At 61.7% G+C, this 12415-nt stretch carries 8 protein-coding genes and 2 tRNA genes; 3 read left to right on the top strand and 7 right to left on the bottom strand.

The window, feature by feature from the left end; translation table 11 throughout:
• Positions 1-10: 10 nt before the first annotated feature.
• From GGQ99_RS07615 to GGQ99_RS07600, 4 genes are all read right to left on the bottom strand, one after another.
• Positions 11-955 carry an NUDIX hydrolase gene (locus GGQ99_RS07615; RefSeq protein WP_183261757.1) on the bottom strand — a complete coding sequence of 315 codons (945 nt, stop codon included), beginning with the start codon at positions 953-955 and terminating at the stop codon, positions 11-13.
• A 274-nt stretch (positions 956-1229) separates the two neighbouring features.
• Complete coding sequence (locus GGQ99_RS07610; protein ID WP_183261755.1) at positions 1230-2039, bottom strand: GGDEF domain-containing protein; 810 nt, start codon at positions 2037-2039, stop codon at positions 1230-1232.
• A 194-nt stretch (positions 2040-2233) separates the two neighbouring features.
• Positions 2234-4651, bottom strand: a complete 2418-nt coding sequence (locus tag GGQ99_RS07605; RefSeq protein WP_183261753.1) for a putative bifunctional diguanylate cyclase/phosphodiesterase — start codon at positions 4649-4651, stop codon at positions 2234-2236.
• 12 nt (positions 4652-4663) lie between these two features.
• Entirely contained in the window at positions 4664-5194 is a 531-nt protein-coding gene (locus GGQ99_RS07600; protein WP_108608434.1) for a putative pterin-binding protein, read from the bottom strand.
• Positions 5195-5392: 198 nt separating this feature from the next.
• On the opposite strand from GGQ99_RS07600, the gene GGQ99_RS07595 reads away from it, so the two are divergent.
• Positions 5393-5752, top strand: coding sequence for a 6-pyruvoyl trahydropterin synthase family protein (locus tag GGQ99_RS07595; RefSeq protein WP_108608433.1), 360 nt, complete (start codon positions 5393-5395; stop codon positions 5750-5752).
• 325 nt (positions 5753-6077) lie between these two features.
• On the opposite strand, the gene GGQ99_RS07590 is transcribed toward GGQ99_RS07595, so the two are convergent.
• A tRNA-Val gene (locus GGQ99_RS07590) sits at positions 6078-6153 on the bottom strand.
• Between the two features lie 213 nt (positions 6154-6366).
• Here GGQ99_RS07590 and GGQ99_RS07585 point away from each other — a divergent pair.
• Positions 6367-6443 (top strand) — tRNA-Asp (locus GGQ99_RS07585).
• Between the two features lie 297 nt (positions 6444-6740).
• Here the strand turns inward: GGQ99_RS07585 and GGQ99_RS26295 are convergent.
• Positions 6741-8009, bottom strand: a complete 1269-nt coding sequence (locus tag GGQ99_RS26295) for a peptidoglycan DD-metalloendopeptidase family protein (RefSeq protein ID WP_183261751.1) — start codon at positions 8007-8009, stop codon at positions 6741-6743.
• 388 nt (positions 8010-8397) lie between these two features.
• Positions 8398-8865, bottom strand: a complete 468-nt coding sequence (gene bcp, locus GGQ99_RS07575) for a thioredoxin-dependent thiol peroxidase (RefSeq protein ID WP_108608431.1) — start codon at positions 8863-8865, stop codon at positions 8398-8400.
• Between the two features lie 102 nt (positions 8866-8967).
• Here bcp and GGQ99_RS07570 point away from each other — a divergent pair, with 102 nt between their 5' ends.
• Positions 8968-12372 (top strand): YhdP family protein, encoded by a 3405-nt coding sequence (locus GGQ99_RS07570; RefSeq protein WP_183262386.1) that lies wholly within the window; start codon positions 8968-8970, stop codon positions 12370-12372.
• The last annotated feature ends 43 nt before the right edge of the window (positions 12373-12415 follow it).

Here is a 12415-nt window from a genome sequence, read left to right as displayed (position 1 = left end):
GGTGATTTGCTTATTTGGTTCCGGCGGCCGGGCGATCGTCGAGCACGGAGTGACGGAAGCGGAACAGTTTCGCCGGGCGTCCGCCAGTGTCGGCGCTCATTTCGCCGGTCTCCTCGACGAGGTCCTGCTGTTCGATGAGACGGCGGAAATTCTGCTTGTGGACCGTCACGCCGGCCAGCGCTTCGACCGCGCGCTGCAGTTGCAGCAGCGTGAAGGATGGCTGCATCAGCTCGAACACCACGGGACGGTATTTGATCTTGGTCCTGAGGCGCCCGATCCCGGTTGCCAGGATACGCCTGTGGTCGCCGGTCATGGCCCGGCCGGGAACGGTCGCTGCAACCTTGGCGCCCCGTGCGCGAACCGCCTCTTCGACCAACCCTGCCTCGTAGAGCAATTCGTAGCGCTGCAGCACCATTTCTTCGTTCCAGTGGCGATCGTCGAACCCGAAGGCGCCTGCGGCGCGACGCAGGCGGTTCTGCCGCTCGTCCTGCTGCTCGGCCTCGTCGGCCCACTGGCGCAGGCGCGGCACGATGATGTCGCCGATGATTTCAGGTGCGCCTTCACGATGGTCTTCCCATGGAAAGAACTCGTACCAGTTGCGCCAGCTTCCTGGCGGGGTGCGGTGCGAGGGTTCTTCGCGCGTCAGGCCAAGATAGCTGATCGAGATAACCCGGCCGGCCGGTTCGTCGCTGCTGCGGTCACGGTCGGCAAAGGTATAGAGCTGTTCGATATAGCCGACCGGATGGCCGGTCTGCTGCTCCACCCAGTTGCGCAGGCCCGATTGCAGCGAGCGGTGGATAAGTTCGAACGGACCGGAGGGCAGGGCGGAGCCATCCTTGACGGTCAGCACCACCGGGTTGCCGTTGGGGGCTGCGACGAGCACCGCGATCAGGTCCGCACTGATCGCGTGACGCTCTGCTGCACTTTCCCTGGTCACCCCTGAAGTATCCCGCATTTCGCCCTGGTTGGATTCTGCTGGCCGTGATCGGATGGCCAGATGGATCAAAGGTCAACACCCAATCGCCTGCAGCAGGCAATGTCATGCTCAGCTATTGGCCTGCAGGAGCAAGAAAATCCACACTACCTACGAGATTTGCGAATGACGCTGGGGCAGGGATGCTTTGCCGTCGCAGCTTTGCGGAACCGTCGGAGGCATCGGCTCCCGGGGCCTTCGCGCTGAGCATACGCTTCGTGTCTCAGCGGAGGGATCCGTCCCCTTGGGGAGATGGTCAGTGAAGCGAAGGCCGGGACGACGAACGGCTGTCCGGCAGGCGGGTCGATTCGATGCGATTGCGGCCTTTTTCCTTGGCAATCCGGATCTGGTGGTCGGCAGCAACAAGCAGGTCGTCGGCAGTAGCCTCCGTCTCGAACAGCACCGCGCCGACGCTGACCGTCAGCGGCCAGTTCGACCCGCTGGGTTCGAAGCGCACTTCGGACACGGCATGACGAATGCGTTCCGCGACCTTTTCGGCGTTTTCCTTGCTGGCGCCGGGCAGGTATACGCCGAATTCGTCGCCGCCGATGCGGCCGACCAGATCGCCGCTCCGGACCGTGCTGCGGATGATGCCCGCAATGACACTGATCGCCTGGTTTCCCGCGCTGTAGCCGATGTGCTCGTTGATCCTCTTCAGATGGTCGATGTCGACCATCAGGAGCGCGCCCTTTCGCCGGCCGGTTCCCGTCGCGAAAACGTCGATTGCTGCCGAGAAAAGCGTTCCGTTGAGACAGGAGGTCAGGCTGTCATGCGCAAGCTCTTGCGCGTATTGCTGCTTCAGTGACGCATTCTCGTGCAGTTTCAGGCCGAGGAAGGCAAGCAGCGGCGCGATGAACAGGACCGGGAGAATGAAGGCGGTCAGGAGGCCCGGACGAACGGCGTCGGCGCCGCCGAAAACGAGGGCCTGCAGGGCCCACGAAATAGCTATGTATGCGAGAGTGCCGGCTACCGTCAGGAGTGTAACCTGAAACCACTTGCGGTTTGAAAATGCACTGAGCTTGCTGAACATCCGTCCCCGCGACTCAAGCTTCTGCTGCCCGATCATTTCGGCTTATCCGACCTGGCAACTGAGAGACAGGCGCATCGATCATGCATCACAGCTAAGAAGCGGTAAGGTTAACGATTGCTGAATTCTCAACCTCTGGCATCGCCGTAGCAAGCCCCATGATCGAGGCAGCAGGGTGGTTCCCGGGAACCCGTCCCACGCGCAGCATCCACCGCCCGCTGCATGCGCAACGTCTAGGCCAGGGTCAGCCTGTCGTGTGGCTTTTCGAGATATTTGCGGAGTTGAGCAGCCGGTTTCGGCGCACTGAAGAAGTGTCCTTGAACCGCATCACATCCGGTGGCCCGAACGATCAGGAGCTGTTCTTCGGTTTCGACGCCCTCGGCGATCGTGGTTATTTCCAGTGCATGGGCCAGGTTCACGATCGCACTGACGATGGCCATGTGATCCCTGTTGCCGGCGATCTCCGCGATGAACGAGCGGTCGATCTTGACCTTGTCGACCGGAAAGTTCCTGAGGTAGCTGAGCGACGAATAGCCCGTCCCAAAATCATCGAGCGAGATCAGGACTCCCAGCGAATGGAGCCGGTTCAGGGCATGCAAGGTCTCCTTGCTGTCGTCGAGCAGGAGGGATTCCGTGATCTCGAGTTCGAGGCGCTCGGCTGGCAGGCCTGTCATCGCCAGCACGGCGGAAACGGTTTCGACGATATTACCTCTCCGGAACTGGCTCGGCGACAGATTGACGGCGACATTGACATTGCCCGGCAGGCTCATGGCTTCTCGGCAGGCACCTTCCAGGACCCAGGCGCCTAACTGCACGATCAGGCCCGTGCTTTCGGCGATGGGGATGAACTCGTCTGGTGAAACGTGGCCACGCTGGCAGCCGGGCCATCGCAGCAGGGCTTCCACCGTCGTGACTGCCTTGCTTTGAAGATTGATGATCGGCTGGAAGGCGAGTTGGAACTCCTTGTCGAAATCGGCCGCTCTCAGGTCGAGTTCAAGCATGCGGCGACGCTGCAGCCGGTCATCCATTTCCGGCTTGTAGAATTGATAGGTCCCGCGCCCGTCGCTTTTGGCCCGATAGAGCGCAAGATCCGCATTCTTCACTAGGTCGTCGGGGCCGGTCTTGGTTTCCGATTCAAGCGCAATGCCGATGCTGGCGCCGACGACCACCAGATGCCCATCAAGCTGATACGGCTGTTCGAGGGCTTCGATGAGGCGCCGCGCCACGCGGCCCGCCTCGTCGCGTCCGACTGCCGGCTGGACGATGAGGAATTCATCACCGCCAAGTCGGGCCACCACGTCGTCATCGCGCACGAGGCTTGAAATGCGGGACGCGACCTCGCGCAGCAATGCGTCGCCGATAGGGTGGCCGAGCGTATCGTTGACGTTCTTGAAATTGTCCAGGTCGAGGCAAAGGACCGCAGTGTCCTTCTGGTGGCCATGACCTTGCATGAGAATTTGTTCCAGGCGCTCGCGCAGCAGCAGGCGGTTGGGAAGCCCGGTCAGCGGGTCATGCCGCGCCATATGGGCGATGCGTTCTTCCGCCTGGTGACGTTCGGTGATGTCCTCGTAGGTCGCGACCCAGCCCCCTCGCTCCATCGGCTGGTGGCTCACGGAGATGATGCGGCCATCGGTCAGCTTCTGCAGCAGGATGCCGGGCTTGCGGTGGTCGATCAGCTGTTGCTGTTTCCAATAGGCGAGCTCGGCGCTCTGCTGCGTCGAAGTCCCTGCCTTGATCGAGCTCAACTTGACCTGTTCTGGCGTTGTCCCGGGCGGCAGGCTTTCCGGCGGGACCCCGTACATGGTGGCGAACTTGCCATTGCTGACGATCAGCCGCTCGTCGGCATCGAACATGCAAAGCCCATGCGACATGTTGCTCAAGGCCGCGTCGAAAAGGCCGTTCTGGGTTGCCAGGGCATGATTGGCTTCAAGCACGGCAGCGTTCGCACCCTCCAGATCTTTTGAGGTGCGCCGCAGGTCTGCGTTCACGGTGTTCAGCGCATCGTAGGTATGGGTCAGCAGGCGATTGTGCCATCCGAGCAAGCCGATAAAGGCCAGGCTGCAAAGGAAGAAACCAACCGCAACGGCGGAGAAATTGCTGTGCAGCCGCAGCAACTCGTTGTCGACCTTCGCCATCTGAATGGCGCTGTACTGATTGGCTTCCGAGGCGAGGCCGATGAGGTCCGTTTCCAGCGGTGCCATCGATAGCACCGCCGATCGGGCGACTTCAGGTTCGCCGATGCGGCTCATCACGCCGTCCAGTTCCGCGATGAGCTCGGACAGCCGGCGGATCGTCTCCTCCCGCTCTGCCGCCTCGCTCACGAAGGTCTGGAACTGACCGCTTGTGAACAGGCTGAGCCGGCCTTTCAGGATGTCGAATCGAAGTTGCACCTCGGCTTTGAGAGGTTCGCTCCCGGAGGCCGCAAGCGCGGTGACGCGCTGCGACAGCCGCAGATATTCGTTCATGCCCTGGCTGGCGCTCCACGCCACGTCATATCTGGAGATCTTGCCGATCGATGCCTGGCGCTCATAGATCACGAACGACAGATACGCTGCAGCAACGGCGAAAGCGGCGATGGTTCCGATCAGGAGTGTCTTGAGCAGGTGGAATGCGAACGCGCGGCGGGAACCAGGCGCAAACAAGGAACCCATGACATGGGTTCCCTACCGCACGATCAGACGGGCAAGCTGCCATACCGAGCGCGAATAGAACTGTTGGCTCTGTAGCGCGGGATCGCTGTCGTAGGGATAGACGATGAAGAGCGGGCCTTTGTCGCTGACTGGCATGTACTGACCGTCACGCTTGAGAGCCAGGAGCACGCCATGTTCTGCGAAATCCTTGAGCGGGAGCGTCGTGCTGTAGTCGTTGAGCGCTACCGCGACGACCTCGTCGCCGTCGGCGCCAACGAGCTTCATGATCTTATCTAGCGGGACGCCTTCGAATTTTACCTTGCCGGTAAACCACGGCGTCATCGTCTCGAATGACGTGACGCCAAGCTCCTCGAGCATGTCGCGATCGAACTGCGCCTTACCGTCGGCATTGGTGACACCAATTTTGCCTTCGATTGTCAGGATCGGAGTACCCTTGGGAGTCCCGAGTTTTCCCTCTTCGGCATTGGCGGCGGAGAGCGCAATCAGCACTATCGACGACGCCACCGCCAGGGCGCGAAAGATTGAAGACGGAACGTGGTACATTGGCGTGCTCTCCTGGTGCTGTCGCGCTGTTTCAGATGGTGCCTGAGCTCGCTGAACAACGTATTAATAGAATGCGAATTTCCTAATGTGCCACGGCCCGGAAGTCGACGCATGCGCTTTATCCGGTTTGACCCGTTGGACGTCCGATGGCAGATTGCGCACGAGCTTTAAATAGAATTCAGATGGATACGACTGCAAATGGTTGAGACGTTCAAGGAGTTTACTTTCGAGGCAGCGCATCAATTGCCGCCATTTTCCGGGCTCCACGGTCATTCGTTTCGGGTCAGCGTCCATTTGGTTGGCGCTCCCGATCCCGTTTTCGGCTGGCCGGCCAACCTCTACGAGGTAGAGAAGCGAATCGAAATCGTTCGCAAAACTCTCGATCACACGTATCTCAACGACATCGAGGGCCTTTCCGTTCCGTCGATCGAGAACATAGCGCGCTGGATCTGGGAGCAGATGGAGGATCACTTCCCGCAGCTCGATCGTGTTGCCGTCGCGCGCGGCGCGGACGGCCAGGCCGAAGGCACCGTCTATCGCGGCAGGCTGGTGAACTAGGATCGGCCCGTATATCGCGAAAATGCCGTCGGGCGACGGCAGCGCTGGCTAGGGCGCAACCAGCAGGCCGATTCTTGTCGGCCTGCTGTCGCATCTCCCGCGGACGTATGGCGGTGGGCGCCAGATGCAGCGCTGCTGCAGCAGCGGCTGCAAATTGAATTCATGCTTCCTTGACGTGACCGCATAGAATGCGAGCCGATCCGCCCCCGATCGTGCCATGTGTGGTTTTTGCCGATGATCCGGCCGTCCATCCAGGTCTGGACCTTGGCGAACTTCGCAATTCGGACCGAACGAGCCGAAACGCCTGACAATTTCAGAGGAGGAGTGGTGGGCGATGACGGGCTCGAACCGCCGACATCTTCGGTGTAAACGAAGCGCTCTACCAACTGAGCTAATCGCCCCAACCGCGCGGAGCAATAAGCGGTTCATTGTTGATCTGCAAGTTGAAATGCATGCCGCAACGGCAGGCAAGTGTGCGCCGAAGCCGGGTTTCCGGTGCCTTGAAAAATAGACGGCGAAGATTGTCGATTATCTCTCCGATGTCGCTTGACACCTAACAACGAACGCCGTAATTCACCGCCAACGACGCGGCGCCCAGCGCCAACGTCCAGAGCGCGGGTGTAGCTCAGTCGGTTAGAGTGCCGGCCTGTCACGCCGGAGGTCGCGGGTTCGAGCCCCGTCACTCGCGCCAGTTTTTCAAGGGCTTAGCTCTTGTAGACTGCTCCAGTTTCAAGTCTTTCTCCCAGCCACGTTTCAAATTTCTGTATTCGTTGTGTTCCTGGCCGACCTTTTTGCGGTGGTGCTGGGTCGATGTTGCACGCAAGCCTATGTGCTGCTGCCTTTTCGCGCTTCAACTGCGAATCACTGCTGCCAAAAACCATCGATCTGGTCGGGGGAGGGCGCCGCCAATCTGGGCCGTGCACGATGCAGCTTTGCTGTCCCTACGGTTAGCCTGCTTCGAGAATCGCTTCTGATTCGCGCGCTCGCGTCAGAGATACTGGCCGAGCTTCTTGCCCGCCTTGATGAAGCGTAGCGGATCGATGGCATCGCCGCCGCGGCGTACTTCGTAGTGCAGGTGCGGCCCGGTCGAGCGGCCGCTGCTGCCGACCTCTCCGACCTCGTCGCCCGCCACGACCTTCTGGTCGGGTGCCACCAGCACCTTACTCAGATGTGCATAGCGCGTAACGAAGCCGCCGCCATGGTCGATCTCGACCATGCGGCCATAGCCGCCGTTCCAGCCGGCCTTGGTAACGACGCCGGCGGCCGTTGCACGCGCCGGAGAGCCGAAGGGTGCGCGGAAGTCCATGCCCGAATGCAGCGCCGGCATGCCGATCAGTGGATCCTTGCGGACGCCGAATCTGCTCGAGATCGAATGGCCGGGGGCAGGGTTGGCGAGTGGCAGTTTGCGCGCCTGCGTCTTGATTCGGTCGAGCGTATCGAGCGCTTCGTCGAGTTCCTTGACCTTGCTGTCGAATGCCATCGGATTGTCGAGCGCGACGAGCGGGCCGCCAACGCCCGACTGTCCAAGACCGGCATCGACCGGCAGCCCGGCTCCCTCCAGCGCTTCGGAAATGGCGTCGGCCGTCTGATAGGCATTTTCTGCCAGCGTACCGATGCGCGCGACTTGCTCGTCCTCGATGCTGCGTAGCGACTTGTTGATGGCGACAAACAGCTTGTCTGCGCGGTCGGCGCGGCTTTCGCTGTCGGGTGTGATCGATCTGGTCGACCAGAAGGAGAAGGGACGCATCGCGTCGCTGCTGGCGGCAAGGGTCACCGCGCCGGCTGCTTCGATCGTCTTGCCGGTCAGGCTGGCGCGTTTGTCCGGTGTCTTGGCCGGCGCTGCTGGCTCCGCCACTGCCGTGGCCCGTTCCAGGACTGGCCCCAGGCGCCCGTTTCGTTCGCTGAGCTGCGACTGCCGCGCCAGCAACTCGCTGACCTTCGTCTCCATCAGTTGCTGGTCGAGCAACTGCCGGCTGGTGATGCGGTCGACCTGGGCGCGGAGCGCCGAGATCCTGTCTTCATAGGCGTGCTGCATGCGCGCCTGGCGGGCCGTGGCGGCGCCGATGAGGTCGTCGCGCAGCACAAGATAGGAGGTCGCAAGGAGGTAGCCGATCGCGACAGCGGCCAAAGCCGAGCCTGCGGCGGCAGCGACCCATGGGCGCACGGTAAAATGCCGGATCTCGTTGCCGCGCGCGATGATGACCGTGTGGGGTTCTTTGCGCCTGCCGAAAACGGCCGCCTGATTTTCTGGTTTCACCGGACCGAACTCTCATAACGAGACAGCGACCATCCGATTACACATTATTAGGGTTAACAAAGCTTTGCGCGCCTGATGCCGGGCCGGCCGGGTTTTCGGCTCAAGAAAACGAAAGCCCGCCTGCATGAGCAGGGCGGGCTTATTGTCAGATTTGAAAATACAGTAGGTAGGTTCAGATGCCGTGATGCTGGCCTTCTAAAGGCTTGCAAAACATTGGCGCCTGAGAATTACTTACTTCAGCGCAGGAAGAGCCAAAGCAGGATGATGATTGGGATCGGAATACCGATCATCCAAAGAATGATGCTGCGGAACATCTTGTTTCTCCCGTCGATTACGTCCTGTCTGCAACGCAGGGAGAAGGGATCGGTTCCGCAGCCGGCGATTTTCGCTACAGCGCCTTCACAGCCTCGAGAACCTCTGCGGCATGGCCCGGCACCTTCACCTTGCGCCAGATGCGCGCGATCTTGCCGTCGGCGCCGATCAGGAAGGTCGAACGCTCGACACCCATATATTTGCGGCCATACATGCTCTTTTCGGTCCACACGCCATAGGCTTCGAGCGCCTTTCGCTCCTCGTCGGCGACAAGGTCGATGCCAATTTCATACTTGGCCTTGAATTTGTCGTGTTTCTTGGCGCTGTCGGGCGACATGCCGATGACCACCGCTCCAGCCTTCTCGAACTGCGGCTTGAGCTGGGTGAAATCGATCGCCTGCGCCGTGCAGCCGCTCGTATCGTCCTTGGGATAGAAATAGAGGACAACCGGTTTGCCGGCGAAGTCGGAAAGCGTCAGAATACCGCCACCGTCGCGCGGCAGAGCAAATTGCGGGGCGGTTTGGCCGGTCTCGAGATCAGACATATCGATACCCTTGTTTGAAGTTACGAGTGAGCTCGCAAGGATGTCAGGTTAATAATGCTGGACTTGGATTCGTCCACGACCGAAACGACTACGGGACATCGCGTGGTTCAGGAAGTGCCCCGGCACGAGAAAATCCGGTTCAGGCGCGACGAGATCACCGATCTCGGCGCAATGCCTTCGGCTGCCGGCCAGGAGCTGGTCCGCGAGCGCCCTTCGTTGCGGCGTCGCGCCGGCCATTGCGTGCTTGCCGCCGTCGCCGTGCTTGGTTCGCTGGTCCTGCTCGTCATCATTGCGATTGAAGCCCTCAGCTATTCCGGCGTCGGCCAGGACCGGATGCGGGCCGAGGCGGAACGGGCGATCGAAGGCCTGGCCGGTGTCGATGTCGACGTTTCGATGGGCCAGGTACGGCTGGCGCTCGACGGGCTCAGGCTGATTGCCGTCGAGGTTCCCGATGTTCGGCTGAAGCGAGCCGACGGCAAGGCCATGGCTGAAGCCGGTATGATGCGATTTGGCATCCGGCTCTTGCCGTTGCTGTCGGGCGACGTGCGCCTCGGTGGCGCCAAGATTTCCGAGGCCCGTATCGTCGTCGACGCCATGCCGGAGGGCGGCGGTACCGACTGGAGCGCGGTGCTGCGCAATCCGGACGGGCTGATCGATCCACAGAAACTGCTGAACGAGACGTTCCGGGGCGTTCACCGCGGCTTCGAGGCGGTTCAATACGACGCGATGCGCGAGATCGTGCTGGCCAATGTCGATTTCGTGCTACCGTCGGGTGGCGAGGTCAATGTCGTTCGCGTCGTCGATGCCTCGCTGGCCAAGACGCGAACCGGCGAACTGAGAATCGGTGCCAATTTCGACGTCGACGGTCGCGGTGTCGCGCTTTCGGCCTCGGCCGCCCGCGCCGCCGGCACCGATCGCATCGCTGTGCTGGATGCCACCGTATCGATGAGCGATCCCTATGCGGGAAAGACCGACATACCTGCCGCCAAGGCCAGCCGGATCGGTTCTGCCGACCTCGTCATCACCGGCCGCGAGGGAACAAACGGCGAAGGTTCCGAACTGATCGCCAAAGGCTCGATCGGTCAGTCGACGCTCGATCTCGAACAGCGCGGCCAGCTTGTCGGCGACATTGCCATCGACCTGCGCCTGGCCGACGGTCTGGAGAAGCTCGATATCCGCCGATTGCTCGTCACCACCGGCCGTTCGACGTTCGATTTCAGCGGCGGCTTGGGCCCGCGGCCGGCCACGGGCGTCGCCGGCGACAACCCTGCCTATCGCTTTGAGCTGATGAGCCGCGAATCGCGCCTGGCGCCCGGGGAATCCCCGGAACCGGCTTTGACTTTTCTAGCCCGCGTTGCCGGCACCTATGACATCGTGACCAGGACGCTGGCTGCCGAGCAGATCGGCGTCAAGTCCGGCCCTGGCGGTGAAGCGCTCGGCAAGGCTTCGGTCCAGTTCGTCGAGGGCAAGGCGCCGGGGATCTTCCTGGCATTCAATGTCCACGACATGTCGGTTGCGCATGTGAAGCAGCTTTGGCCGTGGTTCTCGGCACGTAACGCTCGGCTTTGGGTGCTCCAGAACCTGTTCGGCGGACGTGTGGTCGACGGCAACGTGCAGTTCGACGTCAAGCCCGACCGCCTCGGCAACGGCGTGCCGCTCACCGCGCAGGAAGTATTCGGCCGCTTCGAGATCGACGGTGCGCGTTTCGATACCGCTGGCCTCATTCCGCCCATCCGCGACGCCAGGGGCATCGTTGAGTTTCATGGCAACGACGTTGATGTCGCGCTGTCGTCCGGCACGGTCTTCATGCCCAGCGGCCGCACCGTGGCGGCGAGCAACGGCAAATTGAAGGTCGCCAAGGCCAACGTCATGCCGGTGATCGGCGCGCTCGACATCGATGTCACCGGCAGCGCGGACGCCGTTGCCGAACTTGCCTCCTACGAGCCGATCAACGCCATGCGTCATGTCGGCATCCTGCCGGAGGAATTGACGGGCGACGTCATCGGCAACGTCAAGGCCGACATACCGCTGACCCGCGGCATCGATACGGACACCCTCGATTGGACCGTGGCGTTGAATTATGACGGCCTGTCTGTCGCCAAGCCGCTCGACGGGCAAAAACTGTCGGACGCGAAAGGCACGATCACTGTCACTCCCGACAAGGCGGTCATCGCCGCCAACGGCAAGCTCAATGGCGTTCCTGCCGAACTGAACCTCGTCGAGCCCCTGCGCGACAAGGATATCGCCAAGGAGCGCAACGTCCAGTTCGTGCTCGACGACAAGGCACGCAATGCCCTCGTTCCCGGCCTGTCGGACATGCTTTCGGGCACCATCAAGGTAGACGTCGAACAACTGGAACAGGGCAGGCGTAACATCGATGCCGACCTCACCGCTGCGCGGCTCGATCTCCCCTGGGTCGGCTGGAGCAAGGGGCCGGGCATTCCAGCCAAGGTCTCGTTCACGATGGATGTCGACGGCGAGCGCTCGACGCTGTCCGACTTCCGTTTGACGGGAAAGACCTTCAACATCAGCGGCGATGTCTCGCTCGCCAAAGGCAGCCTGACCAGCGCGCGCTTCGGCCAGGTGCAGCTCAACCGCGGCGACGACGTCGACGTCAACATCAAGCGATCCGGCAAGGGTTTTGCGGTTCAGGTTAAGGGCAATTCGCTCGACGCCCGGGCGCTGATCAAGCAGTTCATGTCCGACGTCGACACTGCTACCAAATCAGCGGGGACGGGTGCCGTGTCGGTCACCGCCAACGTCGGGACGCTTGTCGGTTTCAGCGGCGAGAAGCTTTCCAATGTCACGCTCGAATATTCCGGTTCAGGGTCGAAGGTCGGTGGGCTCAAGGTCAATGCGACGGCGAACTCGGGCGGACTGATAACCGTCAGCAACGTCCTGCAGGGCGAGGGCAGGCGGCTCGATGTCCGCTCGGCCGATGCCGGTGCCATCCTGCGCTTCCTCGATGTCTATCCGCGCATGCAAGGCGGCAGCCTGGCACTGGCGCTTGAATCGGCCGGCGATGGCCCGCTCAAGGGCCAGGTTGACGTGCGCGAGTTCTGGGTCGTTGACGAACCGCGTCTCGCCTCCATCGTTTCCAGCAAGCCTGTCGGCGACAATCGCAGCCTCAACCAGGCGGTGCGCAAGGACATCGATACCTCGCGCGTCAAGTTCGAGCGCGGCTTCGCCCAGATCGACAAGCGGGAGAAATATCTGGCGCTGGAGAATGGCGTGCTGCGCGGGCCGCTGATCGGCACCACCTTCCAGGGCGTGCTCTATGACCAGCAGGGGCAAATGAACATGACCGGCACTTTCATGCCGGCCTACGGCCTCAATCGCCTGTTCGGCGAGCTGCCGCTGGTCGGCGTCATCCTGGGCAATGGCCGCGACCGCGGCTTGATCGGCGTGACCTACAAATTGTCGGGCGACGCCAATGCGCCCAAGCTGCACGTCAATCCATTGTCGGTGATCGCGCCCGGCATCTTCCGCGCCATTTTCGAGTACTGAGCCGCGGGCATTTCAATCCCACAAACGAAAATGGCCGGCAATG

This window comes from Aminobacter niigataensis, assembly GCF_014200015.1.
In the GTDB taxonomy this organism is placed as follows: Bacteria; Pseudomonadota; Alphaproteobacteria; order Rhizobiales; family Rhizobiaceae; genus Aminobacter; species Aminobacter niigataensis.
Note: the sequence above shows the minus strand (reverse complement) of the source record. Positions and strands in the feature narration are given on the sequence as shown.

Bases quoted from the DNA above. Each gene is read 5' to 3' on its own strand.
- GGQ99_RS07615 (WP_183261757.1), bottom strand. From the start codon at position 955: ATGCGGGATACTTCAGGGGTGACCAGGGAAAGTGCAGCAGAGCGTCAC.
- GGQ99_RS07610 (WP_183261755.1), bottom strand. From the start codon at position 2,039: ATGATCGGGCAGCAGAAGCTTGAGTCGCGGGGACGGATGTTCAGCAAG.
- GGQ99_RS07605 (WP_183261753.1), bottom strand. From the start codon at position 4,651: ATGGGTTCCTTGTTTGCGCCTGGTTCCCGCCGCGCGTTCGCATTCCAC.
- GGQ99_RS07600 (WP_108608434.1), bottom strand. From the start codon at position 5,194: ATGTACCACGTTCCGTCTTCAATCTTTCGCGCCCTGGCGGTGGCGTCG.
- GGQ99_RS07595 (WP_108608433.1), top strand. From the start codon at position 5,393: ATGGTTGAGACGTTCAAGGAGTTTACTTTCGAGGCAGCGCATCAATTG.
- bcp (WP_108608431.1), bottom strand. From the start codon at position 8,865: ATGTCTGATCTCGAGACCGGCCAAACCGCCCCGCAATTTGCTCTGCCG.